At 69.2% G+C, this 26,533-nt stretch carries 20 protein-coding genes and 2 pseudogenes; 12 read left to right on the forward strand and 10 right to left on the reverse strand.

The annotated features are described in order from the left end of the window. Positions 1 to 385: 385 nt before the first annotated feature. From ACFYOV_RS18220 to ACFYOV_RS18230, 3 genes are all read right to left on the reverse strand, one after another. Positions 386 to 2,128 (reverse strand): serine/threonine-protein kinase, encoded by a 1,743-nt coding sequence (locus ACFYOV_RS18220; RefSeq protein WP_389088903.1) that lies wholly within the window; start codon positions 2,126 to 2,128, stop codon positions 386 to 388. Between the two features lie 404 nt (positions 2,129 to 2,532). Further along, the gene (locus tag ACFYOV_RS18225; RefSeq protein WP_389088906.1) at positions 2,533 to 3,195 is read right to left on the reverse strand and encodes a DUF5701 family protein; all 663 of its coding nucleotides are present in this window, start codon (positions 3,193 to 3,195) and stop codon (positions 2,533 to 2,535) included. A gap of 323 nt (positions 3,196 to 3,518) precedes the next feature. Then, positions 3,519 to 5,051: a hypothetical protein gene (locus ACFYOV_RS18230; RefSeq protein ID WP_389088908.1), complete on the reverse strand. Its 1,533-nt coding sequence runs from the start codon at positions 5,049 to 5,051 to the stop codon at positions 3,519 to 3,521. Between the two features lie 348 nt (positions 5,052 to 5,399). On the opposite strand from ACFYOV_RS18230, the gene ACFYOV_RS18235 reads away from it, so the two are divergent. The 3 genes and pseudogenes from ACFYOV_RS18235 to ACFYOV_RS18245 all read left to right on the forward strand — a co-directional run bounded on the left by ACFYOV_RS18235 (position 5,400) and on the right by ACFYOV_RS18245 (position 7,107). After that, positions 5,400 to 5,903: an N-acetyltransferase gene (locus tag ACFYOV_RS18235; RefSeq protein WP_389088910.1), complete on the forward strand. Its 504-nt coding sequence runs from the start codon at positions 5,400 to 5,402 to the stop codon at positions 5,901 to 5,903. A 78-nt stretch (positions 5,904 to 5,981) separates the two neighbouring features. Next, a pseudogene (locus tag ACFYOV_RS18240) lies at positions 5,982 to 6,245 on the forward strand (transposase); the annotation flags it as partial. A 460-nt stretch (positions 6,246 to 6,705) separates the two neighbouring features. Next, the gene (locus tag ACFYOV_RS18245; RefSeq protein ID WP_389088912.1) at positions 6,706 to 7,107 is read left to right on the forward strand and encodes a hypothetical protein; all 402 of its coding nucleotides are present in this window, start codon (positions 6,706 to 6,708) and stop codon (positions 7,105 to 7,107) included. 112 nt (positions 7,108 to 7,219) lie between these two features. Here the strand turns inward: ACFYOV_RS18245 and ACFYOV_RS18250 are convergent, their stop codons facing one another. After that, a complete protein-coding gene (locus tag ACFYOV_RS18250; RefSeq protein ID WP_389089235.1) occupies positions 7,220 to 7,429 on the reverse strand; it encodes a DUF1330 domain-containing protein in 210 nt (69 codons plus the stop codon). A 341-nt stretch (positions 7,430 to 7,770) separates the two neighbouring features. Here ACFYOV_RS18250 and ACFYOV_RS18255 point away from each other — a divergent pair. Beyond that, positions 7,771 to 8,334: pseudogene (locus tag ACFYOV_RS18255) on the forward strand (cupin domain-containing protein); the annotation flags it as partial. 340 nt (positions 8,335 to 8,674) lie between these two features. Here the strand turns inward: ACFYOV_RS18255 and ACFYOV_RS18260 are convergent. Continuing rightward, entirely contained in the window at positions 8,675 to 9,625 is a 951-nt protein-coding gene (locus tag ACFYOV_RS18260; protein WP_389088915.1) for a helix-turn-helix domain-containing protein, read from the reverse strand. A gap of 995 nt (positions 9,626 to 10,620) precedes the next feature. Here ACFYOV_RS18260 and ACFYOV_RS18265 point away from each other — a divergent pair. Beyond that, a complete protein-coding gene (locus ACFYOV_RS18265; RefSeq protein ID WP_389088918.1) occupies positions 10,621 to 11,022 on the forward strand; it encodes an ATP-binding protein in 402 nt (133 codons plus the stop codon). Between the two features lie 46 nt (positions 11,023 to 11,068). Here the strand turns inward: ACFYOV_RS18265 and ACFYOV_RS18270 are convergent, their stop codons facing one another. Both ACFYOV_RS18270 and ACFYOV_RS18275 read right to left on the reverse strand, forming a co-directional pair. Further along, positions 11,069 to 13,372, reverse strand: coding sequence for an ABC transporter permease (locus ACFYOV_RS18270; RefSeq protein WP_389088920.1), 2,304 nt, complete (start codon positions 13,370 to 13,372; stop codon positions 11,069 to 11,071). A 3-nt stretch (positions 13,373 to 13,375) separates the two neighbouring features. After that, entirely contained in the window at positions 13,376 to 14,191 is an 816-nt protein-coding gene (locus tag ACFYOV_RS18275) for an ABC transporter ATP-binding protein (protein ID WP_389088922.1), read from the reverse strand. Between the two features lie 500 nt (positions 14,192 to 14,691). Here ACFYOV_RS18275 and ACFYOV_RS18280 point away from each other — a divergent pair, with 500 nt between their 5' ends. Further along, entirely contained in the window at positions 14,692 to 15,966 is a 1,275-nt protein-coding gene (locus ACFYOV_RS18280) for an ABC transporter substrate-binding protein (protein ID WP_389088925.1), read from the forward strand. 178 nt (positions 15,967 to 16,144) lie between these two features. Here the strand turns inward: ACFYOV_RS18280 and ACFYOV_RS18285 are convergent, their stop codons facing one another. Beyond that, entirely contained in the window at positions 16,145 to 16,660 is a 516-nt protein-coding gene (locus ACFYOV_RS18285) for a PadR family transcriptional regulator (protein WP_389088927.1), read from the reverse strand. A 650-nt stretch (positions 16,661 to 17,310) separates the two neighbouring features. On the opposite strand from ACFYOV_RS18285, the gene ACFYOV_RS18290 reads away from it, so the two are divergent. Further along, a complete protein-coding gene (locus ACFYOV_RS18290; RefSeq protein WP_389088930.1) occupies positions 17,311 to 18,633 on the forward strand; it encodes an ABC transporter substrate-binding protein in 1,323 nt (440 codons plus the stop codon). 1,711 nt (positions 18,634 to 20,344) lie between these two features. Here the strand turns inward: ACFYOV_RS18290 and ACFYOV_RS18295 are convergent. Beyond that, complete coding sequence (locus ACFYOV_RS18295) at positions 20,345 to 20,809, reverse strand: MarR family winged helix-turn-helix transcriptional regulator (protein ID WP_389088931.1); 465 nt, start codon at positions 20,807 to 20,809, stop codon at positions 20,345 to 20,347. Between the two features lie 151 nt (positions 20,810 to 20,960). Here ACFYOV_RS18295 and ACFYOV_RS18300 point away from each other — a divergent pair, with 151 nt between their 5' ends. From ACFYOV_RS18300 to ACFYOV_RS18310, 3 genes are all read left to right on the forward strand, one after another. After that, positions 20,961 to 22,448 carry an MFS transporter gene (locus ACFYOV_RS18300; RefSeq protein ID WP_389088934.1) on the forward strand — a complete coding sequence of 496 codons (1,488 nt, stop codon included), beginning with the start codon at positions 20,961 to 20,963 and terminating at the stop codon, positions 22,446 to 22,448. Between the two features lie 302 nt (positions 22,449 to 22,750). Further along, positions 22,751 to 23,455: a type 1 glutamine amidotransferase domain-containing protein gene (locus tag ACFYOV_RS18305; protein ID WP_389088937.1), complete on the forward strand. Its 705-nt coding sequence runs from the start codon at positions 22,751 to 22,753 to the stop codon at positions 23,453 to 23,455. Positions 23,456 to 23,537: 82 nt separating this feature from the next. Next, positions 23,538 to 24,857 (forward strand): aldehyde dehydrogenase family protein, encoded by a 1,320-nt coding sequence (locus ACFYOV_RS18310; RefSeq protein ID WP_389088939.1) that lies wholly within the window; start codon positions 23,538 to 23,540, stop codon positions 24,855 to 24,857. A 138-nt stretch (positions 24,858 to 24,995) separates the two neighbouring features. On the opposite strand, the gene ACFYOV_RS18315 is transcribed toward ACFYOV_RS18310, so the two are convergent. Further along, a complete protein-coding gene (locus ACFYOV_RS18315) occupies positions 24,996 to 25,682 on the reverse strand; it encodes a TetR/AcrR family transcriptional regulator (protein ID WP_389088942.1) in 687 nt (228 codons plus the stop codon). A gap of 99 nt (positions 25,683 to 25,781) precedes the next feature. Here ACFYOV_RS18315 and ACFYOV_RS18320 point away from each other — a divergent pair, with 99 nt between their 5' ends. Together ACFYOV_RS18320 and ACFYOV_RS18325 are read left to right on the forward strand one after the other, a co-directional pair. Further along, a complete protein-coding gene (locus ACFYOV_RS18320) occupies positions 25,782 to 25,937 on the forward strand; it encodes a hypothetical protein (RefSeq protein WP_389088943.1) in 156 nt (51 codons plus the stop codon). A 64-nt stretch (positions 25,938 to 26,001) separates the two neighbouring features. Beyond that, positions 26,002 to 26,382: a hypothetical protein gene (locus ACFYOV_RS18325; RefSeq protein ID WP_389088945.1), complete on the forward strand. Its 381-nt coding sequence runs from the start codon at positions 26,002 to 26,004 to the stop codon at positions 26,380 to 26,382. Positions 26,383 to 26,533 lie beyond the last annotated feature (151 nt).

Below are 26,533 nucleotides of genomic sequence, written 5' to 3' on the forward strand. Positions count from 1 at the left end.
CCATCAGAGCTCGCTGGCATCCGGCTCCGGGCCCTCATGATCTGGATCACCGTCCTCACCCGGAGAAACCCTTGATCGCAACCGGATACGCGGCCCAGTGGCCACGTGCTGCGCACCAACTTGACTGCATGTCAGCTCGGCCGGATCTTCGGGGTCTCGAAGTCTGCGGCCGGCCGGCGCTTCGGGCGGTGTCCGGCGGCGGGGCCCGGCTGTCCACCGTAGGTGAGGCACGGCCGCCCGCCGAGGTCAGGAAAGAAGTCGTGCGGCTGAGGGCGGGAGGGACCGTCGCGACGCTGCGGCTACCGCGGGCGGTCGGTGACAAGCGACCTGGAACCGCCACCGGACGGCAGGCCGAGACCCATGCTCTGAAAGCAGGACTGGCTTATTATGCCCGCTCGTTGGGCATTACCTTGGTCACTTTGCCGGTGTGGTCCGCTGTCAGGTAGCCGCTTTGGCTGTAGGCGTTGGAGAGGTAGGCGGACATGCGCATCGGGTAACCGAAGGTCGGGTCGGCGCCCTCCACGACCAGGTACCGGGAGGTCACGTCCTTCACCCTCAGTTCCTTCTCCGCGCGTGCGAAGAGGGCCGGGACGGCGTCCCAGTCGAAGTCGTCGGCGTTGAACGGGCTCTCCATTGAGCTCACCGACCCACTGATGAGGCCCTTCTCCACCCCGCGACCTGGCCGGTAGGTCCACGAGTCGTAGCGGGACTTGCTTCCGTCGACCATGACCTCGGCCGAGACGTACTCCGGGTAGGCCGTGAGTCCGGCCATCCGTTGCGTGCCCGTCTCGGCCTTCAGGGCCGCGACGGCCGTGCGGATGCCTTCCGGAGTCAGCAAATTCACCTGCTTCCCGTCCTGCCATGATTCTGCTGGGCCCCCGGAGCCGGAGCCCGCGGGCTCGTCGGCCGCCTTCGTGGAAGCGGGAGCGCCGGGACCGCTCGCGGTTGCGCCCGGTGGCGTCGAGCCGTTGGCCTTCGAGTCGGCGTCCCGTGCGGGAAGGACGTTCCACAACAGCACTGCGAGGAGTGCCGTCGAGACGATCGACGAACCGACGGCGAGATGGCGGACCCACCGCCGGCTCCGCTCATGGCCGGCACGCGGCGGGGAATCGGCGACGGCAGCGCGCGGTCCATGGGCCGGGACGGAGTCCTGGACGGGGTGGGGGCCGGTGAACGGCGGGTGCCGGTACGCAGGGGGCGGCGCCGGAACCGGTGCCGCCGGAGGCGCCAGGCGGAACGAGGTCGTCCCGCTGTCCGCGGCCACCGGCGTGCGCGGGGCTGGTGCCGGCGCATCCTCCGCCTCGGCGAGCATCGCGTCGACGACCGTCGCGCCCGGTCGCCGAGCAGGGTCCTTCACCAGGACCGCGGAGAGGAGGGACGTGAGGACTCCCGCCCGGCGAGGCGGCGGCAGTTCCTCGTACAACACGGCCGCCAGCGTGGCGAGCGTGTTCTCCCTGCGCAGCGGATGGTGGTTCTCGACGGCGACGTACAGCATCATCGCCAGCGACCAGAGGTCGGACTCCGGGCCGCCCTTGCCGCCGGAGATGCGCTCCGGGGCCATGTAGTCGGGGGTGCCGATGAGGGATCCGGTGGCGGTCAGGGTGGTCGACTCCCTGATCGCAGCGATGCCGAAGTCGGTGAGCACGGGACGTCCGTCGGGGCGCAGCAGCACGTTGGCGGGCTTCACGTCACGGTGCTGGATGCCCACCGCGTGCGCGGCCATCAGCGCGCTGAGTATGCCTCGGCCCAACCGGGCCGCCTGACGGGGCTCCATCGGCCCACGGGCGAGCAGGTCGGCGAGCGAACCGCCGGTGACCAGCTCCATGACCAGCCACGGGTACGCATGGCCGGCGCCGTCCACCACGTGGTGAATGGTCACGACGTTCGGGTGCTCGACGCGGGCCAGCGCCCGGGCCTCGCGCAGCACGCGGGCCCGCAACAGCGCCGCGGCCTCGGGATCGTACTCGGCGAGTCCCGGGTCCGGCGGGCGCACCTCCTTCAACGCGACGGCCCGGTCAAGGACCACGTCACGCGCCTGCCACACCGTGCCCATACCACCGCCTCCGAGCCTCGTCTGCAGCTCGAAGCGTCCGTCGATCACCCGTCTGCCGGGCTCCCCGTCGTTCATGGTGCGCAGCCTACGAGAAGGGTCCGACCGCGCGCGTCCCGGCCGGGCAGGTGCCGGAACCGAGGCGGTTCTGAGCCGGTCGCCGTGACCGGTCGACGCTTACCACGACGGCACGTCACCCACCGACTCGGCGAAGCCGCGTACGCACGGTGACGGGATGAGTGTCGAGCACACCACCACCCTCGGCGTCGGCATGGACATCGTCCAACGCAACCCGGGGACCGTAGGGGTCCACCTCCTGTCCTGCCTGAGCGCTGACCGTCGGGCGAACGTACCGGTGGCTGGTGTTCCACCGTCGCCTCACGCGCGACAACGAGAAGCTGCCCGCCCGCTCAGAAGCCGTGATCCACCTCGCCCTGACCGACCTATGCCCCGAGAGGGCGGCACCGGCACTTGAGTACGACTCAGCGCGGTCCGTTCTTGCGGCTCGCGGCAGAGGCGAAGCCCAGCCAGGTGTGGCGATTGCCCCACCAGCACCAGCCGACCTTCGGAGCGTTGCGCCTGTCGCGGCCGTCGCGGCCGGTGCCGTTGCTGATCCAGATGGCGGGGGTACGCGCGTCGTACGTGCCGTTCGGCTTGCGGAGCCGGGAGCCGATGGTCATGAAGCAGCGGTTGCGTTCCAGGGCTGCCGGCTGTTGGAGCACCCAGTGCATGCCTTCCGTGAGCAGCAGCGGGGTGCGGTCCTCCTTGGTGAGCGCCGGTAGTGCCTCTTCGGGGCTCCAGTTGGCCATGTGGTCGCCCCGGTCGACCCCGGTGACTACGTAGATCGGAGCGTCGGGCAGGTCGATCCCGTGGGGCGTGAAACGGTCGACGTCGGGCATGTCGGTCACGACGAAGCCGGGCTTGTCGCCGTGACGGAGCAGCGGAGCGAGGACCGAGGCGGGGACGTGGTCGGGATGGAGGGCCAGCAGCGTGCCACCGTCCTCGTTGCTGTGCTGCTCGGCGAAGGCGCGGACTTCTTCGGCCGGTAACCCGGCATGCGTGTGCAGTCCCCACTCGATCAGGAGGTTTGCCTGGTCGGGAAGCGGCGGCAGGGCGGGCACGGTGGCGGACTGGGTATCGGGCATTGCGTGCTCCTTGCTGGGCGGCCCGGCCGATCCGTGCGAGCTGGGCGGTCTGCTCGGTGTGAGTCCTTCGGCCGGGAAGGGAGTGCGGTGCGCGGGTGACGCTGACGAGCACGTGATCCCACGGATTCACCGAGGTGCTGCCCGCCATGATCGTGTGTACATGACGGGTGATCAAGTGGTCAGCAGGACCGGGCGGGTAGAGGCGGGGTCCCGGCCGGCGCCCCGTTGCGTGGCGGCCCCGCGTTCCGGACCGGTCGGGACGACGGCATCACCGTCCCGCTTCCGAGGAGTGGTTATCGGTGCAATGGTCATCAGTGCAGTGGTTATCGGTTCTCGAGCCTCCGTACGAGCTCTTCCGACACTCTCTTCTGCAGCTCGGCGAGCTGCTCGGGTGTGTACGCGGTGAGATCACCGACCTTTCCCGGTGGGGCGGGCTTGTCCTTGTGCTTCTCCCTTTCCCTGCGGGCGAGTTCGGCTTCCTCGGGTGATCCGGGCGCCGCGTAGGCACACCGGATGAGCGCTCCGTCGGCGGCCTTCAGGCAGGTCGCCTCGCGGCCGTGGACCTGGCCCCTGCCCTCCACCCGGTACCGGATGTTCTGCTCGCTTCCGAGCGTGGCCGTCCATGTGCTGCCACCGGTCGGAACGACCTCGAACACGGTGTCGTCGTTGTAGCAGCAGACGTCCCGGTACTCGGCCTTGATCAGGGCGACGAGCGCCTTGGGCGACGACCACGTGGGATCCAGCCGATGCACGGTCATAGGGGCGAGTCCGCCGCCCTGATGACGGCTCGGCACCCTCGACACGGCCACGACGGAACTGGCCTCTCCCTGGGGGGTGAGGGGCGTGACGTAGGCGCTGCGTGCCGTCTCCTCGCGGTGGCGGAGGGCAAACTCGGACTCGTTGCCCTCGTTGGCGCCGTCCTCAGAGGCGTCCCAACCGCTGCGCTCGAACCACCAGTCGGCGAAACTGCCCACGGCAGAGGTCGCCTCGCGCTGCCGGGCGGCGAGGCTCATCGGATACGACGGGCCGGGCACGTCGGCCGTGTCGGTGGTGACCGTGACGTCTCCGGTCTTTCCGTTGTACAGCGCGACTCCGGCGGGCCGCTCGGTCACCACCATGATCCCGGTCTGGCGCTTGAGGGGGACGACGACGATCGGTGTGTCACCCGAGCAGGTCACGTACGCGTCGTCGGCCTCGAAGCGGACCCAGCGCTTCTGGTCAGAAATCTTGCGGCCGAGGTTGTGAGTGAACCAGCCCCCGATCCGTGCGTCCGCCCTGTCGACGTCGAACGCACAGCGCTGCTGGTCACGACTGTTGCCTCCCAGGGGGACGTACTGGACCAGGCCGACCTCGTAACCGGCCAACCAACCGCGGCGTTCGACCAGGGTCGCGAAACGATCCGAGTCGGGCAGGTAGGAGATGTCGGCTATCTCGCCAGTGACGTCGCCGAGATGGGGGGCGGCCTGCGCCTTTCCGACCACGTAGGGCGCCCGGGGCGCCAGTTCGGGCACCGGCTCGGCCACGACTCGTGCGTCGCCCATGTACTCGCGGTCCTGGAGGTACGCGCCGTAGACCAGCCACCAGACGGCCAGCCCCAGCGCGATGGCGGCGCCCATGCAGCCGAGCACCGCCGGGACGCTGCCACCCTCATCGCCCTTGCTCCTGCGGAGTAGCTTCACGCCCAGCCACGGGAGGGCGACCGCAGCGACGAACAGCAGGGGCGCGGCCAGCCAGGAGAAGATCTTCCTCAGTTCCCAGACCATGATCGTGGTGGCATACGAGGCGTACCAGAGGAACAGCCCCGCCAGTACAGTGATCAGAAGAACAGGTAACCCCACCCGCAGTGTCCGGCCCATCGCATCTCCCCATCGCAGCAGGTCAAGATCTTCCGCCTGACGCCGACGTACGTCATCCCCTCGGGACCGACGAACTTGTCCTCGCAGGCTCGCTCGGGACTGCGTTCATCATGCCCGGATCCCAACGATGTACAGCGCTCGTTGTGGCAGGGCCGTGACATGGGGCGCTCGGTGCTGCGGGTGGGCCGGCAGCGGGGAAGTAGGCGGTGGGGTTCACGGGTCAAGCGGCGCGCATTGCGGCGGGCGCCTGTCGTGATCGCGGGCCCTGCCCGGCATGAGAGCAGGGCCTGGCGGTATACGGGGAATCCAGGGGGAGCGGACGGCCGCGCGCTGCTACGGTCGGGCGCCATGAGCTGGCTTCCCGATGACTTCGTCCACCCCGTCCTGGTACGGCTGCCGGGCGGTGGCCATCACCTGCGGCCGATCCGGGAGGCGGACACCCCGCTCGACTATCCGGCTGTGATGGGTTCGCGCGAGCGGCTGTGGACCATCTTCGGCCCGGCCTGGGGCTGGCCCGCGGCCACCATGACCTACGAGGCCGACCAGGCCGACCTGTTGCGGCACGAGAAGGAGATCGCCGCACACCAGTCCTTCAACTACGCGCTGTTCGACGCGGCGGAGACAGCTCTGCTCGGCTGTGTTTACATCGACCCACCGGAGAGGGCCGGTGCGGACGGCGAGATCTCCTGGTGGGTGGTGGACGAGCTCGTGGGCAGCAAGGTCGAGCAGGCCCTCGACGCGCTGGTGCCGCAGTGGATCGCCGCCGACTGGCCGTTCGAGCAGCCGCGCTTCCTCGGCCGCGAGATCTCCTGGTCGAACTGGCTCGTCCTGCCGGAGCATCCCGACACGTAAGTGGTAGTTGCCGTACCGATCTCAAAGGCCGTCGATCGAACGGCAGTCTCGATCGGGTGACTGCGGCGGTTTTCGCGCGTGAAAGCAGGGCCTCCAGGTAGCTCGGGGGTTCGATCCACTTCCGAGTGGTTCCCGGAGGCCCTGTTGTCGTGGTTGCACGTTCCCGAGCATGTTGACTTCAACTCGCCCACCGTGTCGTGCGATTGCCTCGCGCACGTGTACGGCAACGCGGCCGACCATCCGGACCGGGTGCGCCGGTATCCGTCGGACATGACGGACGCGGAGTGGGCGGCCGTCCGGCCGCTGCTGCCGGTGCCGGCAAGACACCTGACAGGTCGCCGACCTGCGCATCGAGATTGACGTACTGCATCGGCCTTCACCCCCGTCCATGGCTCCCTACTGGCCGACGAAGCGTCGCACATGCTGACCACATGGGATGACGTCCCATTCGTGGCATTGGTGGAGTAATCGCCGTTCTCGTGAGACCGAGAGGTGGTCTCCGTACCGCCGACGGCGATGTCGTTCGCAACGCCGTGCTCGCGGTGCTGAGGCGGGCGGAGGCCGGCCGGCCACAGGTCTGGCTGATCACCTGGTGTCAGGAGTCCGGTCGTTCCTGCGCGGGAATCCCTTGGCGGGCCGGCGAGCGGATCGTTCATTTCCATGCGTCGCTCCCGGGCAAGTTCCGGGGCGCGGAGAGGAAAGTCGTGGCGATGAACGGACCTAGCATCACGTTGTGTCAATCGCGTCCGCCGCCGATCCCGCCGCGGCGCACTGATCCACGATGCACTGGAGGGAATTCCCCATGCGGACAGCAACAAAGAAGGCACTGGTGACCATGGCCGCAGCAGCTGCTGCAGTTGGCGGAACCGTCGCCACTCAGGGCACCGCTCAAGCAGCCACGACCGGCTTTCGTGTGAGCAACTTCGCCGACAGGCCGCTGGACATGAAGGTGGTTGCCGGACCGGGAGGCGGCACCATCAACAAGGGACTGACTGCCGGGAAGTCCGAGGTCTACAACGTGAACTACAACACCACCTCGAACTGGACCTGCACCGTCAACTACGCAGGCCGGACCATGGCGTCGGGCACATTCAGCCGTGCCGAGTTCAAGGAATGCCTCGTTCACCGGAGGGGAGACGTCGGTCGGCTGCTCCTCAAGAGGCCCGATGGATCTGAGGTCGAACGGGCCCGTATCAACCTCTGACGCACCGCTCACAGCGCTCGTGCCGCTACTCTCGTAGCCGGCCTTTCCTCAGGCCCCTCACCCACGGTTCCCACAGGGGTGAGGGGCTGCGCCGGACGCTGGTCCTGTGAGCTCAGGCGTTTTCGCCCACGACTACCGCGACTGTGGACTGCCTGCGGCGCAGAGTTTTCCGCGGCTGGTACTCCGGGGAGTTCCAGAACGCCTCGACAGCGGCCCTGCTGGGGAACTCGTGGACGACCGGCGTGGACGGCTGCCAGTCACCCTCCAGGACCAGTGAGTTCTCATCAATGAGGAGGTTTCGACCCCCGGCCTTCTCTATCAGGGGGTCACGTTGTCCACATAGCGCTGAAACCCTTCGGGGTCGGTGATGTCAAGGTCGATGACGACATAAGCGGCCACGATCCGCCTCCGTGATAGGGATGGCCAACGGCTTTCGTCATCGACCGTATGCCGCGCCGGGAAGTACTTCCCATACCAAAGGGAGTGCACAACATGCGTGATCGTCCCGGGCATTCGGCCGCGCACCAGGTTCGGTCCCTGGACGTCTTCAGCGATGTCATCGCGACTGTGCGGAACGGCCGTGCCAAGTTCACCCGTTCATGGCGCAGCGGACCGTGAGGAAATCGCTTCGGGCCCTACCCCGGTGCGGGTTTCCATGTGGTGGTGGGCGGTGCATGCTGGCTCATCCCACCGTCCGGCAGGCCGATACGGCTCAGCACGGGCGATGTGGTGTTCCTTCCGCACGGAGCGGGGCACGGCATGAGCAACACTCCGGACAGGTCCCTCGTCGAACTGCCCCCAGCGCGGCCGGACGACCACGGAGTGCCTCCTACGGAGCCCGCCGAGAGCGATGTGGTGCTGCTGTGCGGCGCGTACCGGCTCGACAGCGGGCTGACGCATCCCTTCCTCCGTGGTCTCCCGGAGGTCATCCACCTGCCCGCCTGGCTGGGCCGTTGTCCCTCCCTGCGGGCTGCCGTCGATCTGCTGAGCGCCGACCCGACACACGACTCCTCCGGAGCGGAAGCCGCTCTTCCGGCGCTGCTCGATCTCCTCCTCCTCTACCTCCTGCGTGCCTGGCTGGACGAGCAGGCCATCGTCGGATCCGGCTCCGGTTGGTGTGCAGCGCTCAACGACCCGGCTGTCGCCGCCGCACTGAACCACATCCACCGGCAACCGGCACACCCGTGGACGGTGCAGGCACTGGGCACCGCAGTGGGTCTGTCGCGTACGGCTTTCGCCAAGCGCTTCACCTCGTACGTCGGCCAGTCCCCCATGGCCTACCTCACCTGGTGGCGGACATCGCAGCCCGGCTCCTGCGTACCGGGAACGCTCCTCTCGCCACCGTCGCCCACCAAGTGGGCTAGACGTCGGAGTTCGCCTTCGCCAACGCCTTCAAACGCGCATACGGCACAGCGCCGGGTCGTTTCCGCCGCGAACCGGCCGCGGGCACGGAGCCCGTACTGCACCCTCTCGACGACCGCGACGATCACGAGCGTGCGGAGTGGTCGCCGCGGAGTGGGTGACGGACAGGTGCCGGCCGGGATCGTCGTTGCGGCTGCGGAAGGGTTCACTCGGCAGCGGCACGCCATTCGCGTGGGGACATGCCGTAGGCCGCCCGGAACACCCTGCTGAAGTGCGAGGGGCTGGTGAAGCCGTAGCGGTGTGCGACGGCCGCCACAGCCGGTCCGGCATCGCCGGGGCGAGCCAGTTCACGTCGACAGGCCTCCAGTCGGCGGCGTTGGATCAACCGGCTGACCGTGATGCCCTCACCTTGGAAGAGTCGGTGCACGTAGCGCACGGACACATGGTGCGCGGCGGCGATCGTCTGCGGGGAGAGGTCCGGATCGGCGAGGTGACTGTCGATGAACGCCCGGACACGCAGGCGCAGCGCAGCCGCGGTGTCGACGGAACCGTCGGTGGCCCGGCCCAGCCGCTCCGCCACCAGCGTGCCCAGCAGGTCCACCGCGTTGCGGGCGAGCCGGTCGCCGATGTGAGGCGGGTAGGCGTCGACTTCGGCCGAGAGCCGGGACAGGAACGAGGCCACCAGTGCGGCCGGACCCGTATCGGGCCGCAGCCTCAGCGCGGTGACGCGCCGCAGTTCGTCCTCGGGGAGGCCGAGCATGTCCCGCGGCATGGCGAAGACCTGCATCCGGAAGGGTTCGGAGAAGCTGAGAGTGTAGGGACGGGTGGTGTCGTAGAAGGTGAGGTCGCCCGGGCGGAGGAGCGCCTCCCTGCCGTCCTGGACGACCAGTCCGGGACTGCGCCCCTGCACGCCCACATTGACGTACCCCCGGTCGGCCTCGGCGATCAGGCGCGTGGTGCGGCGGACCCGGTTCGCGTCGCCTTCGACCGTGGAGATCTGCACCCGACCCAGCCCACTGGTGGTGATCCTCCCGCGGAACGGCGTGTCGACGGTCGGGCTGATGTGCAACGGCACGCAGGTCCGGCCGATCACGTCATGCCAATAGTCCAGCCTCTGATCGGCGGCCACCGAGTCCGTGGACTGCACAAGACTCATGCGTCTTCTCCCCCCGGGACTCACACCGTGCGAATGTAACCGGCTACGGCGGGGGACGGTCAGTGCGCTCTGAGCCAAGTGTCGGTGCACCAGTGTCATCTGCTGTCCTCGTCCTCGCTGCGTCAGGTGTCGCTGCGGTATGCCTCTTCGCTCGAGCACGTCCTGGCCTCACATGCCGGTCGCTCCGTCGATGCACTCGCGGAGCAGGTACGCGCGGCCGTCGTGGCGGGCGCCTCGATCATGCGGGAGGGCCCAGCGAAGATCATGTGGGTCAGAGACGCGACGCCCTTCCGCGCCAGGAGCCGGCGTGTGGGAGCGGCATGGCGCCGGGACGGCGGCCGGGCGGCTCACCGCCCTCGGCGTCCGGGGTGGGAAGCCTCCGCGACGAACCGCTCGGCGAAGGCCACCTCGGTTCGCCCGGCAGGACGACGCCGGCCTTCTCTCTGCCGCTGGGCACCCCCTACGGCTCGTGACTGGCCGTCGACCACTCATCACCTCTGCTGCCGTCGGTGTGCGGAGCTGCCCGCCGAATCGAGCAGGGCCCTGAGACCGATGCGCCCCTGCCCCCGCAGACGGGGCCGTCGTCCAGCGTGGGAGCGGATCCATACCTACCCGTTGGGTCCTCCCTCGAGGTCCCGATGGCGTCTTTTGGTGGTTACCTGCTGTTTCCCGCCGACATCCATTGACACTCTCCTGCGGCCATACATAACGTGTAAGTACGCAACTGCCCCGCACGAGGACGTCGGCTCACCGCAGTCGGCCAGGGAACTCCCACCGCTCGTGCCCGGCATCGCCGAGCGGAGTGTCACGTGGAGCAGAGGACGCGCGTCACGACGACCGCCCGGTGGCTGAAGAGGTCAGCGAGGCATGTCATGGATTCCACCCGGGCCGACGCCGTCACACCGTGCAGGTTCCGTCCCGTCCCGAGCCGCACGGCGGTGACGCCGATCCCACCGGCAAAAGTACCGGGACCGGACGGGAGCCGGCATGCGTTGATGGCGCTCCCGGCGGAAACACGCCGGGTCTGCAGCGTCCGACGCTTCCTCTCCCACCTCCTGAACAGCTGGGGAGTGATCGAGTCGGACCGCGACACCGCCGGCCTGATCGTCAGCGAGCTGGCCGGCAACGCGGCTCTGCACGGTGGCGCACAGATGACGGTGAGGGTGAGCCTGTCGGCTCGGCTGCTGCGCATCGACGTGGTCGACACCGGCCCCGCGACGAGTCCACCCCCATCTCGGGCCGAGGACTCCGCCGACGAGCACGGCCGTGGCCTTGGCATCGTCGATCACCTGGCCGAGTGGATCGACATACAGGCCGAGCCCGACAGCTGGCGAAGCAGCGCGGGCCTCCGGGTGAGCAGTACCACCCAGATGCGCAGCGCGCCCCAGGCGGCGTGACCCGAGCCGTGGCCGTCGCCTGCGCATCGTCAGCGGCCACGGACGGTCAGAGCGTGTCGCTGAGTGTGTCCGCGAGGCGGTGCCGGACTGCGCGCAGGGCGGGCAGGAGCGACACCGCCACCGCGCTGACCACCGCGGCCGCGACCAGCACCCCCAGGGCGGTGGCCGGCGGATGCTGGGCGATACCCGAGCCGATGCCGCTGGTGGCGCCTTGCCGGTCGATGAGCCACCGCGCGAGCAGGACACCGAGACCAGTGCCGACTGTGGCGGCGGCCAGGGCGATGAAACCGGTGCCGGCCACGATCACCGCGACGATCTGGCGCGGGGTCAGCCCGATGGCCTTGAGGGCCAGCAGGTCGCGGCGGCGGTCCCGCACTCCGGCGGCGACGGTGGTGGAAAGCTCCGCAAGCCCGATGAGTGCCAGCACCGCGATCAGCCCCACGATGACGGGGCGCACGGAGGAGAGCTCACTGACCGGATGGGTGCTCTCACGGATGTCCAGCCGTCCGTCCGCGCCCTGCGCGATCCGGTCACCGGCCACCGAGGGCGCTACGCCCGGCTTCAGCACGAGAGCGTAGAACTCCGGACCGAGCGCAGGGTCGGCCTCCCGCAAGGTGGTCAGGGAGGTGGAGATGACCCGCCCACTGTCGTCGGGTTCGATGCTGCGACCGACGATGTGCAGGACCTGGGGAGTGCCCTCCACCGTCATGCGGACCCAGTTCCCCACGCGGACGTCCAGCAGGTCCAGCAATCCCTGTCCCGCGACGGCCTCGTCCGGACCGTCAGGTGTCCGGCCCTCGGCCACGGCGAAGGGATAGGGGTCCTGAGCGGTGCCCAACCCGCGGAGCTTGATGGTGCCGGTCTGGCCGGGCACGAGCGCCGCAACATCGGCGCCGGGGTACGCACCCCTCACCGCTGGATCCTCGGTGAGCAAACGCTGCACCGAGGTGTCGTCCAGACCGTCACCGCGGGCGTCGAGCGCCGCGACGATCCCGACGTCCTCGGGAGAGTCCTCGAAGCGGTCGAGCGTCGTCCAGGTGCCCAGTGCGATCGTGATGAGCAGGAGGGGAACCGTCAGGCGGCCCACTGCCGCACACGCGCGGAGGGGGAACTGGAAGGCACCGCGCCAGCCGAGCACCAGTGCGGGAGACAGCCGCAGACCGAGAGCACGCCGGGCCGTCCCCGACATCCGCCGGCCGGCCGGGACCGTGGCCCGGGCCACCGGCACGGGTGACACACGGCCCGCCCGCCAGGCGGCCGCGGTGATGGTGGCAGTGATCAGCAGTATCGCCCCGCCGGCGATTCCGGTGGGTACCCAGACGTGCCCGGGAAGCGCCTGCCACAGTTGGACCGCGTCGCCTGCCCGGCCGGGCAGGCGGGCTCCGAGCGACTCGGTCACGAGCGTCCCCACGACGATGGCCAGGAGCGCCACGGCCAGGTACTCGGCCAGGAACATCTGGATCAGCTGCGCCGGAGTGAAGCCGATCGCCTTCAGCACGGAGATATCCCGCAGGGAACCGCGGATTCTGGTGCTCACGGCACCCGCCACCGCGAGTGCGGCGGCCAGCAGCGCGCCAAGGCCGAAGACCCCGAGCAGCAGGCCGAGGAGTCGGTCGCCTCCCTGTGCCTCCGCTCTCGCCTCCTGCCAGGTGACGATCTTGGAGATCTGGTCGGCTCCTAGTTCGGTGACCGCTCGCTGGATCGCGAAGTCGGTGTCGTCGGGGTCGGCGAGCCGCAGTCCGACGACCTGCTCATGGCGCTCCTGCGGCTCGAGACGGGCGAACGTCGAGGTCGCCACCCACGCCACCCCGGGGGTCTCTCCCGGCTCGTAGCGCGGTTCAGCGAACTCGGCGAGACCCGAGATGGTCAGGGACTGGACGGTTCCGTCCTGTCTGCGCACGCTCAGTCGGTCGCCGGGCTCTGCCCACAGAGCGCGGGCCAATGAGCTTTCCACCACTACTTCGTCCTCCGCGCCGGGGGCGAGCCAGCGGCCCTCGGTGACCAGCGGCCGGGCCACCTGCGGCGGCCAGTCGGCGGCTCGCAGCTGCACGGCCGCCGCGCTGCCGGCGAGGTCGGCGGTTGCCGGCGCGGTGCGGAACGGGCCGGACACGGACTGGACCCCGTCGAGCCGGCCCAGGTCCGCGGGGTCGGCGCCCGCCTTCGTCTGGATCCACACGTGCGCGCCCGAGGACTGGGTGAAGATCCGCTGCCAGGGGTTGGCCGCGTAGGAGAGAAGAGCACCGGCCAGCAGCAGAGAGACGATGATTCCAGCCGTCGCCAGGAACAGGAACAGGACCTCGCCGCGATGTCCGCGGAGGTCGGCCCGCACCCAGCGCAGCATGGCCCGCATCGCTCATCCTCCGAGTTCCAAGGTGCCGGAAACACCACCGGGCGGCGATTTCTGGCGGCCCAGTGTGGCGTCGTCGGTGATCCGGCCGTCGAAGAGGCTGATGACGCGGTCGCCGGCACTGGCCATCCGGGCGTCATGGGTCACGAGCACGATGGTCTGGCCCCGTTCGTGGAAGCGGGAGAGCAACCGCAGCACTTCTCGGGTGCCTTTGCTGTCGAGGCTGCCGGCAGGCTCGTCGGCCAGGAGCAGAGCGGGGTGGTTGACCAGGGCACGAGCGAGGGCCACACGCTGCTGCTCACCGCCGGAGAGTTCGCCGGGGGTGCTGTTCTCCTTGCCCTCCAGGCCCAGGTCGGCCAGGAGCCCCGCTCGGTGTTCCCGGGCCTGCGAGGGGCTGCGGCCGGCCAGTAGCGCCGGCAACTCGACGTTGTCGGCCACGGTCAGCTGGGAGACCAGGTTGAAGAACTGGAAGACGATGCCGATGCTGCGGCGACGAAGCACGGCCCAGCGGGCCTCGCTGTAGGTGTCCGTCCGCCGGCCCTCGAGCCAGATCCGGCCGGTGTCGGGGCGGTCGAGTCCGCCCAGCAGATGGAGCAGGGTGGACTTACCGGCCCCGGAGGGACCGGTGATGGACACGAACTCGCCGCGCCCGACACTCAGGTCGACCCCGCGCACGGCCCGCACCGCGGCCTCGTGAGCCTGGTAGGTCTTGGTCAGGCCCTCGGCCCGCAGCAGGGGCTCGGCCTCGGCGGCTTGCTCCCCGTTCCCGGCAGGGTCGATCGAGGAGGGGTCAGTTCCGGAAGGTGCCCGGCGGCCGTTCATTCATGCTCCTCCTGACGACGCTCCGACGCGGTCCGTCGGCCGGGTGCAGGACGTGCCCCGCCGACGGGCAGGGGATGGCGTCCTCCCAGTGCTTGACCCGCAGCGACTCCGGTCACGTCGGGCGTCCGGCTGACGGCGGCACCGCCCGTTGATCGGACCGAACCGAACTGCCGCCCCGCGACCGGTCCGGAGCGACCCGGCCGGACACAGCCGACGGCCCCTGGGGTGGGGTGCGCCTCTCACCTGCGTGGCTGAGGTGCCGCGACACCGAGCCTCCGGAGCCAGGGTCTGTACGGCTCGTCCCTGAGCCGCCCGGCCGTAGCCGGCGGAGACAGCCGCACGCTCGCCCGCCTCCCTTCCCCGACGTAGGGTTCATGTGGACAGCCCCCGACGGCGCGCTGTGAGTGGGTTCACGGTCGTCTGTGCATCGTCCATTATCCCGCAGACCGTCGGACGGCACGTCGCGGCGCGAGTGGTCGGCCCCTGCCCCGGGAGGAGCGATGCGGTGGACCCGCACCGCCGGCAGGATTCTGCTGGCGGTCACCCTGATCGGCACGGGGTTCGTCGGCTGCACGGCCACGGAGCCGGAGACACGCGACACCGCAGGCCGAGGCCCCCTGACGCTGGTCACCGGTGAGGATCTCACGGGATACCTGGACGAAGTCCTGGACGAATGGAACCGGGCACGACCCCGCGAGAAAGTGACCCTGGTCGAGCTCCCGGAGGCCGCCGACGAGGTCCGCGCGCAGATGGTCACCAGCCTGAAGTCCGACAGTGATCGGTACGACGTGCTCAACATCGACGTGGCCTGGACGTCGGAGTTCGCCGCAGCCGGCTGGATCTCCCCGCTCAACGCCGATCGCTTCCCGATCAAGAGCTTCCTCCCGCCCGTGGTGGGCACGGCAACCTTCGACGGACGTCTGTACGCGCTGCCCTATGTGACCAACGCCGGCCTGCTCTACTACCGCCGGGACATCCTGGAGAAGGAGGGGGAGCAGCCGCCTCGCACATGGGCCGAGCTGGAGCGCCTTGCCAGGACGGTGGCGCCGAAGTACGGACTGGGCGGGTACGCGGGGCAGTTCCTGCCGTACGAGGGGCTGACCGTGAACACCGCCGAGGCCGTCCAGGCCCAGGGCGGTTCGATTCTGGTCGACGAAGGCAGGCGGGTGACGGTCGACTCCCCCGCTGCCCGTCGGGCCCTGGAGTCCCTGGCCGGCGGAGTGCGGGACGGCTGGATCCCCCGGGAGGCGCTCACGTACAAGGAGGAGGAGTCGCGCCTGGCCTTCCAGGACGGTCGGCTGCTCTTCCTCCGCAACTGGCCCTATGTGCACGCGCTGGCGAGCGCCGATGGCTCCAAGATCTCGGGAAGGTTCGGTGTGATGCCGCTGCCCGGCACCGGAGCGGACGCGGTGGGCATTCTCGGCGGCTCGAATCTTGCCCTCAACACGGACTCCCGCCACCGTGCGTCGGCGGACGACCTCCTGGCGTACCTGACCAGCGAGAGCGTGCAGCGGCGCGTGCTGGTCGACGGCGGTCTGCCCCCCGTGCGAGCGGACCTTTACACCGAACCCGGGTTGGTACGGCGCTACCCGTACCTGCCCATCCTGCGTGAGGCCGTGCTGGCCGCGAAACCGCGGCCCAAGAGCCCGCGCTACGACCAGGTGAACCTGGCGATCCAGGCCGTCGTGCACGACACCATGGCCCAGCGGGAGGCCCCTGCGGAGTCCATTGCCCGTCTGAACCGGGAGCTCGAGGCGATCGCCCGGCAGCACTGACCGTGTTGCGCGCGCCGTTCGGCGCCCTGTGGGCCGTGACCTGAATCTTGGACAGGGGCCCCGTCGGGCCACTTCGTTGCCGACGGAGTGCCCGTCCGAGCCGAAGGAGCCGGCGGCGCCACCTTGGGAGGAGGCGTCCGCCGGGCGGACGGCCACACGGGACAGGCACCGAGCCCGGTCACTCCCGCTCCTCCAGCTCTTCCTGGCACCGCTCCAGCCAGTCGAGATCGGCCTGCAGGTGCAACATCGCCCCCTCGATCAGCAGGTGCGCGATGCGATTGTCCCGGTCTTCGGAGGCGGCGAGCCGCGACAACTGCCGCATGGTGTTGAGGTACTGCCGCCGCTGGTTGTTGATCAAGGCGAACTGGTCGGCGAGACCGGCCTGCGGAGCGAGCGCCAGCTTCAGGAAGAACTCGTCCCGCACCCGCGGCTCGTCCGCCGTCTCCTCGTACCAGGCGCGCAGCGCCTCGTGCCCGGCCTCGGTGAGGTGGTAGACCTTCTTGTTCGGCCGGTTGGCCTGCTCGACGTCCTCGCCCTCGATCAGTCCCGACTTCTCGAGGCGGCCGAGGGTGACGTAGATCTGGCCGATGTTCGGCTGGGGGTACGCCGAGCCCAGCAGTTGCTCAAGGTCCTGCTTGAGTTCGTAGCCGTGGGCCGGGCCGCGTGCCAGCAGGGCCAGCAGGGGCAGCCGCACTCGCGCTCTCCACTTCCCGTCCGTCCCGACTCGCGCCGCCCGGTCGCCACCGGCCCGGCCGGGCGCCATGCCGTCGTCCTGATGGCTTTGGCTTCCAGGCTTACATAACCGCTATCCACAGTATCCGTCCTCGGGCCAAGACGCCCGGAATGCCGAGCCCGCCACGGCGAAGGCACCGACGCATGGGTGCCGCGGCAGCCTCGGGCCAGGCCGAGGGCAGCCAGCCGATAGCTACTCGTTAGGTAACGCGAACATATCGTTCATGGCCTTTCCATGGCGATATGCACCTATTCTCCCTGGTGACTCTCCGGTAGCTCTCGCATGCATATTGACGCGCTCGCGATGCACCTACCTAACATGCATGCACCAACTCTCATGGCGGACCTCCGGGCCTCCGCGAGCACAGACAGGTCGACGCGGTGAGTCTCGAGCGCAGCCACACCCACCACCGGTGGCGCGACGCAGAAGATCCGCAAGGCACCGGTCCGCAAGGCGAGTGACGGTGCGAGCACCGTGTGCCTTCACCACGGGCCGTGCCGGCGTCGGGCCCCGGTTCCACCGCCACCCGATGGATCGGCGACGGCGTCATTCCCCTCTTTCCGACCCGTGCCCTCTTCGTGCCCTCCTCTCCTGCAAAAGGGACATCTACGATGACGCGACGACGTACCACGCTGGTCACCACCACCTGCATCGGCCTCAGCCTGGCGCTGGGCGCCACCGCCTGCGGAAGCCCCGCCACGGGCGACAGCGGCAACGACCTGGCCGGTCGGAGTGTCACCGTGGCCGGAGTCTGGTCCGGCAGTGAGCAGAAGAACTTCCAGAACGTGTTGGACGCCTTCACCGACAGGACCGGCGTGCGGACGAGGTTCGTCTCCACCGGCGACGACGTCTCCACCTTCGTCGGCGGCAGCATCCGGGACGGCAACGCCCCCGACGTCGTCCTGGTCCCGCAGGTGGGCGCGCTCAAGCAGTTCGCCGAGAAGGGGTGGATCACGCCGTTGTCCGAGCTCACTCAACAGTCGGTGGATGCCAACTACGCCGACATCTGGGGACACTACGGCAGCGTCGACGACATCCTGTACGGCCTGTACTTCAAGGCGACGTACAAGTCGACCGTCTGGTACAGCCCCGAGGCTCTCGACAAGACGGGCGCCCAGCCACCCGCAACGTTCGAACAGATGCTGACCCTCGCCCGCACCCTCTCGGACTCCGGTCTCGCCCCCTTCTCCGTTGCCGGGCAGGACGGCTGGACGCTGACCGGCTGGTTCGAGAACATCTACCTCTCGCAGGCCGGACCCGCACGGTACGACGCCCTCGCCGCGCACGAGATCAAGTGGACCGACCCGACGGTGGTCGAGGCACTCACCACACTCGGTGAGCTGTTCGAGGACGAGGAGCTCATCGCCGGCGGTCCGGAAGGCGCGCTCCGCACCGACTTCCCGGAGTCGGTCGAGAAGGTGTTCGGGCCACGGCCCGAAGCTGCCATGGTGTACGAGGGGGATTTCGTGGCCGGTATCGCCAAGAACCAGTTCGGCAAGCAGATCGGCCAGGAAGCGGCCTTCTTTCCGTTCCCCGCTGTCGACGGCCGTGCGGAACCCGTGGTCAGCGGCGGCGACGCGGCTGTGGTGCTGAAGGACGGGAAGGACCCCGAGGCGGCCATGGCGCTCGTGGAGTACCTGGCCACGCCCGAGGCCGCGACCGTGTGGGCCGAGGCGGGCGGCTTCCTCTCCCCCAACAGACGTGTGCCGATGAGCGCCTACCCGGACGTCGTCACGACCTCCATAGCCGCCTCTCTGGTCGACGCCGGCGACCTGGTGCGCTTCGACATGTCCGACCAGGCTCCGGCTGCCTTCGGCGGCACCGAGGGAGCCGGCGAGTGGAAGATACTCCAGGACTTCCTGCGCGATCCTTCGGACCCCGAGAAGACCGCTGCCGAACTCGAGGCGGCCGCGGCCGAGGCCTACGGGAACTGACCGTCACGCCCGGCCGCTGGTGGACGGACCCTGCCGGTCGGCGTGCCACACGCCGGCCCTCGCAGTCCCGCGTCAGGGTGTGCCGGCATCAGCCGGCCGGGAATGATCAGTCAGTGCTCTCCGGGGAGCCACTACCGCTGGGGGAGGCGCTGCTGCTGCCGGAAGCACTGGTAGAGGGTTTCACGGACGGGGTCACGGGAGGGGCGTCGGAGGGGGTCGGCCTCGTCGAGGGCGGGCGAGGGCGGTCACTGGAGGGCCGGGGGGTCGGCTTGGCCGTCGTGGGTGGAGGTGCGGTGGTGGTGACAGCGGGTCGGGAGGCCGACGTCCCGCCGCGCGTCACCGTCGGCAGAGGGCGCCTGATGCCCGTACCGCCGTGGTCGCGGTCAGCCCTTCGTGCCGGAGGCGTGGTCGCCTTCTCGGACGTGGGTGGTGGTGCGGTGACGCGGGGCCCCGGCTCCTCGAGGGGTGGCGGTTCCGGAACGGACACCGTGCGTGGGGCTGTTGATTCACCGTGCAGCGACGCAGCGGCAAAGCCTCCGAGGACGCTGAAGGCGGCTGCGGCAAGTGACCCGGCGGCATACCTCTTCAGCCGTGGCGCCCGGTTGCGGTGGGCCGCTGACGAACCGTGCGGGGAAGTCGGGGACCTGGGAACCTCAGGTGCCTCGGAGGGGTCGAAACTCCCGCCGTGGCGGACCTCCGGCAGCGCGGAGTCGACTGCCGGAAGAGCCTCTTCCCGCCGATCGCTCACCTGCGGCACGTCGGGGTCATAGGCACCGCACTCCGGGCATGTGACGGCGCCATTGAGTGTCCGGTTGCACGGGATGCAGTAATCCATGAGGCAACCGATCAGCCGTTGCGCCGGGGGCAGGAGACGCGCATACGGGCCCGCATACGGGCCGGGGGACGATCAGCAGTCGAGAGCTGCCGCTCGGTCGCTTTCGGAGCTTCCTTTTTCATGTGCGAACCTCACTCACCGGTCTACGGGAAGGTCACCGGTCACTGGGGTCAACGCGGCGGATTCTCCGAGTGCTCAGTCACCGTCGGAGAAGTGGGGTATGTAACACCGCCGGGAATGCCGGGTTCTGAGCAGGACGCGCGTCAGGACCCGGGCCTACGAGTCGACGGTCGCCGTTGGTGGCGGTGTGGGCGCTGTTCACTCTCCGGGGCATGGCAGCACCTGGGTGAAGGTGCTGCCTTCGCTTCCGCAGACGTTTCCGGACGTTCTTTCGGGCATCCGCGCCTCATTGCGAGCACCACCCGGCCGCCGAGCCGTCCTGGATGCCTCGTGGACCCCTTGTGAAACCGTTACCGGCACAGGGTGGCGAGGTGTCGAGTTCGGGGGGCGCCGGTCGCGCGGGAGGTGCAGACCGACTCGGAGGCGGGGCGGCCGTGGAATGGGGCCGGGAAGCCGACCGTGGTCACCAAGAAATACTCGGCGCGATGGCGGTGGAGACGGTGGGGATCCGGTTCGTCACCCGGTCCACAGGGGCCGATATCCGTTCCCGGCCGGGACCCACCGTCTGCGCGAGCAAGCCGACACATCGACAGAGCCCTTTGAACGACCGCACCCTCGACCCATTCGGTTCACAGCACCGCATGCCCCCGGTTGCCGCACCCGCCGAGTGCCGCGCCTGCCGGGGAGCCCGGAAACGCGACCAGGGAACACTGCACGTTCGCGAGATACCGGCAGCGGTCGGCACCCCCGCAGCGGTCAGGTGGCCGGGTCGGGGTGCATGCGCCCCAGTAGTTCGTGAAGACTGCGACGGCCCTCCTCGTCCAGGCGAGCAAAGGCTGCCGAGGTGGCCCGCATGTCGGCCCGGATGAGGCGGACGGCCTCCCTTCCCTCCTCGGTGGCGACCACGTTCTTGATCCGCCGGTCGGCCGCGTCGTGGTGCCTGGAGACCAGACCACGGGCCTCCAGTCGGTCGACGAGCCCGGTGATGTTGGAGGCGTCACAGGCCAGCAGTCCCGCGAGGGCACGCATGGGCAGCGGCTGCCGAAGCAAAATGAGCATCTTCGCCTGCGTCATGGTGAGCCCGTGCAGGGCAGCCGCCGCCGTCAGGTCGCGGTAGTAACCGGCAGCAGCGCGTGCCAAGCGTTCCATGAGTGCGTCGTGAGCAGGATCGCTGCCCTGTGCGGCGGAACCTTCGGCGGGCGGGGCTGGGGTCTGGGCCATGCCTCAAGTGTAAGCGAACCTCAAAGGTTGACATCCTCAACCTTCGACGTTTACCGTCTCGTGCACTGCTTGACTGTACCAAGCATCTACCTGGCGACCCTTCACCTCGTCGAGGTCCCGACGCCTCCATCCCGCAACGGAGAAAGCTCCCGTGCCACAGCCCCTTGCTCCGCCGCACCGACGACAACGAGCCGAGACCGCGGTCGTCCTGGCCCTGAGCCTCGCCGCGATGATCGTGTCGATGATGCAGACGCTGGTGGTGCCGATCCTCGGCCTGATACAGCGGAGCCTCGGCGCCAGCGCGGCCGAGGTCAGCTGGGTCACCACCGCGACCCTGCTCTCCGCAGCCGTCTTCACCCCGCTGCTCGGCCGCTTCGGCGACCAGCACGGCAAGAAACCGACCCTCATCGGCGTGCTGGCGGTGATGATCGTCGGTTCCGTCCTGGCCGCCACGACCGACTCGCTGCTCTGGCTGATCGTCGGCCGCGTGTTGCAGGGTGCCGCCACCGCGATCTTCCCGCTCGCTCTGTCCGTGCTCCGCGAGGAGGTACCTGCCCGCCGTCTGCCGGGAGCGATGGCACTGGTCAGCGGAACCCTGGCGTTCGGCAGCGGTGTCGCACTCGTGGCCACCGGCCTGCTGACCCGGGGCGAGAACCCCGACTACCACCGCGTCTTCTGGCTGGCCACCGGCCTCGCAGTGATCACCCTGCTCGCCGTTGTCCTCCTCGTACCGGCGAGCCGCAGCAAGACCGGCGGACGCACCGACATACTCGGCGCCCTGAGCCTCGGCCTCTTCCTGGTTCTGCTGCTTCTGCCGATCTCCCAGGGCCACGAGTGGGGCTGGACCTCCGCCCCTACGCTGGGCAGCTTCGCGGGAGCGGTCGTGACAGCCGGCCTCTGGGGCTTCATCGAGAACCGTGTCCGCGAACCCATGGTCGACATGAGGATGTTCTTCCACCGCCCGGTGCTCTTCAGCAACCTTGCGGGCCTCTTCGTGGGGTTCGGGATGTTCGCCCAGTTCCTCGGCGTCTCCTACCTGGCACAGGTACCGAAGGACGTCGCAGGCTACGGCTTCGGCGCCTCAGTTCTCCGCGCCTCCGTCGAGTTCCTGCTGCCGAGCACGATCGCCTCCCTGGTGACCTCCCAGTTCGGCGGCGTGCTGATCCGAAGGATCGGTCCACGCCTCACCCTGGCGCTCAGTGCGGTGATCGGCGTGGTCGGCTTCGCATGGCTGGCCGCCGCACACTCCTCGACGCCCTCGGTCATCGCCGCCGCCATGGCTGTCGGCACCGCCATCAGCCTCGGCTACGCCGCGATGCCCGCCCTCATCGTCGCGGGGGTGCCACCCCACCAGACCGGCATCGCCAACGGCATCAACTCCATCTCCCGGTCCGTCGGCAGCTCGATCGGCAGCGCGCTGATCACAACGCTCCTCGCCTCCAGAACTCTCGAGCACCTTCCGGCCGGAGTGCCCCCGCTGCCCGCCGAGAGCCAGTTCACCCTGAGCTTCGCCCTCGCCGGTGTCGCCTTCGCCCTGGTCCTGGCCGTCTCACTGATCGGCCTCAAAAGGGAACAGGAGGCCCCCCGCACGGAACACCGGTCCGCCGCAGAGCCGGCCGTTGCCACAGCCGCTGCCTGACAAGCCCCACCGCGGGTGCGCCACCGCCACCGGCGCGTAGGTCTTCGTGCGACCCCACGCCCGGAGCTCGAGGCCCCCCTCACCGAGCGCGCCGAGCGCGAGGAGCCGCGGTGGAGGTGGCCGCCACGCTCTCCCCTCGGTCAGGCCGCCCACGCCCACCACCTCAACTGCGAGGGCCGCATCCGCGGCAAGATCATCACCACTGTGGCCCGAGCAACCGCTCGCCACCGCACCGTCACCGGCAGCCGGCCGGCCATCCACACCCACCCCCGCTCGACCCACGTACATCGAAGGAGACAGTCGTGACCACCGTTCTGTTCGTCGTCACCGGCGCCGACCACTGGACGCTCGCCGACGGCACCCCGCATCCCACTGGCTACTGGGCTGAGGAACTCGCCACACCGCACCGGTTGTTCCGCGAAGCCGGGTTCGACGTCACCATCGCCACACCCGGTGGCGCGGCTCCGACCGTCGACGCCGTCAGCCTCGCCGCCGCTTCCGCCGGCGGCAGGGAGCAGGCCGACGCCATCGCCGCCTACCTGGCTTCCATCCGCGCCGACCCGGAGAACCCCGTCAAGCTCGAAGAGGCCGACCTTGACGCGTACGATGCCGTCCTCTACCCCGGCGGCCACGGCCCCATGGAGGACCTCGCCGTGGACGCCGACTCCGGCCGCCTGCTCACCGCGGCGCTGGACTCCGGCAAGCCGCTCGCGGTGCTGTGCCATGCCCCGGCGGCCCTGCTCGCTGCCCGGCGAGAGGACGGCAGCTGGCCGTTCGCCGGCTACCGCATGACCGGCTTCACCAACGCCGAGGAGTCCGCGGCCGGCTTCGCCGACAAGGCCAAGTGGCTGCTTCAGGACCGCCTCGTCGAACTGGGGGCGGACTTCACCGCGGCAGCCCCGTTCAGCTCTCACGTCGTGACGGACCGCAATCTGCACACCGGCCAGAACCCCGCCTCGTCGGAGCAGCTCGCGCGGAACATCATCGACATCCTGATCGGCGGCTGATCTCCCCGTCGGCGCCACTGCCCGGGCCCGCCCCGCGGCACGGGCGACAGCAACCGTCCACACACCACACCTGTGAGGAACCATGAACAACCCTGCGTCCGAGCAGCCGGCCGAGCTCGTCGCCCGGCTGCGCGCCACCTTCCGCAACGGCACCACCAAGCCCGTGGACTGGCGTACGGGGCAGCTGCGCCGGCTGCGTACCCTGCTCACCGAACAGGGGGAGACACTCGCCGCGGCGCTCCATGCCGACTTGGGAAAGAGCCACACCGAGGCTTACCGCACAGAGATCGACTTCGTCATACGCGAGATCGACCACACCTTGGAGCACCTCGACGGCTGGCTGCGCCCCGAACCGGCACCCGTCCCCGCGTTCATCGGGGAGGCGAGCGCCTGGACGCAGTACGACCCGCTGGGTGTCGTGCTGATCATCGCCCCCTGGAACTACCCGGCACAGCTGTTGCTGGCCCCGGTCGCCGGTGCGCTGGCGGCGGGAAACGCGGTGGTGGCCAAGCCCAGCGAGCTGGCCCCGGCCACCTCCGCCGCGCTCGCCCGCCTCCTGCCGCGGTACCTCGACACCGACGCCGTCGCCATCGTCGAAGGCGGGGTGCCGGAGACCACCGCCCTGCTCGAGCAGCGCTTCGACCACATCCTCTACACAGGCAACGGCACGGTCGGGCGCATCGTGATGGCCGCGGCCGCCCGACACCTCACGCCCGTCACCCTGGAACTGGGCGGCAAGTCCCCGGCGTTCGTGGAGCGGGGCACTGATCTGGACACCGTTGCCGCTCGTCTCGCGGCCGGTAAGTTCCTCAACGCCGGACAGACCTGCGTCGCTCCCGACTACGTCCTCACGGACCCCGAGACCGCACGCGCTCTGGAGTCCGCCCTGGCCGGGGCCATCGAGACGCTGTACGGCAGCGACCCGTCCACTTCCCCGGAATACGGCCGTATCGTCAACGAACACCACTTCGACCGGCTGACCGCCCTCCTCGACTCCGGCCGTCAGGTCAGCGGCGGCGTGTACGACCGCGATACCAAGTACATCGCGCCGACCGTCCTGGCCGATGTGTCACCGGACGCACCCGTCATGCAGGAGGAGATCTTCGGCCCGATCCTCCCGATCGTCGAAGTCGCCGGGCTCGACGAGGCCATCACCTTCATCAACGACCGCGACAAGCCACTGGCCCTGTACGCGTTCACCGACTCCGACTCCACCCGGGAGCGGCTCGCCGTCGAAACCTCCTCGGGGGGCCTCGGGTTCGGCCTGCCGCTGGCCCATCTCACCGTCCCCGACCTGCCCTTCGGCGGCGTGGGAGAAAGCGGCATGGGCCGTTACCACGGCCGCTACTCCATAGAGACCTTCAGCCACCGCAAAGCAGTCCTCGCCAAGCCCCTCAGCTGATCCGGCCGGGGGTGCGGTCGGCATCGTCGTCGCCGTGGGCGACGACTCCGCCGTCGGCACCCTCGCCATGGTTGATCACGTCCTGCACGGGATCGGCTGGAGTGGTGAGAAGGACGGGAGGGAACGGTTCGGGGCGGGTCAGCGGTGGCCGGGGAACCGCAGGGCGTTCGCCCAGAGCCGGGTGACCGTGGACACGAGCTCCTCGAAGTCCATCGGAGTGCTTTCTTCCTGCTGTTCGCCGAGCACGAAAGCGTTGTAGGCCATGACGCTGACCATGCCCGACAGCGCACGCGAAGCCATCAATGGATCGACCTCACGGTCTGCGACACCCCGCGCCTGCAGGTCGGCGATGCCGCGGGCGTTGCGACGGATGAACGCGTCGGTGCGCCGCATTCGGAACTCACGGAACTCCGGCTCCACTTGGGCCACCTGCTCCAGCAGGGCCATCAGTTTGGCGTTCCGTTTGTACGCCATGAGGTACGCGCGATTGCTCGCCTCGAGTACGGCATACGGATCATCGGTGACCAGCACGCGGCGCATACCGGGATGCATCATGTCCTCCTGCGCCTCCAGGAGGACGGCGGCAAGCACCTCTTCCTTGCCGGCGAAGTAGGTGTAGAAGGATCCCGCCGCGCATCCGGCCTCTTTGGTGATGTCGGTCAGGCGGGTGTCGAGGTAGCCGTCACGCTCGAAGATCTTTCGCGCGGCCTTTACCAACGCGGCCCTTGTCCGCGCTCCGCGCTTCGTCGTTGGCGGCTCACGAAGGTGCGAGAGGGGGGCCACCGGCGGTGCCTTCTCGCCGTCCTCGTACGCGGTGCTGTCCATTTCCGCAACTGTACGTGAATCCGACACCGGACTCATGAGTGAGCATCGTGCGACAGGCGGGATGCGCGTCGGTGCCTGCACGGCGAGTATCGAGCGGCCGTGTGCGACGTGTGCGACCTGTGCGACCTGGGCGACCTGGGCGACCTGGGCGACCTGGGCGACCTGGGCGACCGCGAACGGAGCGCACGGTGCCTCGGCATGGCCCTGGTCGTGCTTGACGGACTCCTCCGTCATGTGCTGGAGACATTCCCGTAGGACCGGCAGGGCCGCGCGTGCCCGCCTTGGCGATCTGTAGGATCGGCCGGCCGGAGGGGATGCGATGTTGCAGGTTCTGTACAGCGGGGAGACCGGAGAGCTCAAGCTCTCCGGGACGCGTCGAGGGCTCCTGGCGCTCGGGCAGTTGTTGCGGGGAAAGGCGGGCAGCCGTGATCTCTTGGAGAACCGGCGCCCCTTCCCCTACGAGAGGTCGTTGTCCGGCATCGCGTTCCGGGAGGATCCGGAGCGCGACACCGTTTCGATCGTCACGGTGGACCGGATTCTGAGGATCCAGGGAGGGCGGGATGCTCTCGACCTCCTCGCCGACAACGTTGAGAGCTTCGCCTCCGAGGCTGATACAAGCGATCATTGCCACGTCGACGCTCCGACATACGACTACATCGCGCCGGAGTCGGATCCGCTGGTGATCGCGTTCATGAGGTGAGCGGAAAGCCTCCCGCCGCACGGTGGTTGAGCTCGCCGGCAGCGCGCGAGATCGATCGTGGACCGGTTCGGGCTGCCGGTCGACCTCGGGCGAGTCGACGGACCATGACATCGATCATCGCCCGACGGGCCATCGTCTCCGAAGGGGTGGG

It is taken from the genome of Streptomyces sp. NPDC005931 (assembly GCF_042871235.1).
Classification (GTDB): domain Bacteria; phylum Actinomycetota; class Actinomycetes; order Streptomycetales; family Streptomycetaceae; genus Streptomyces.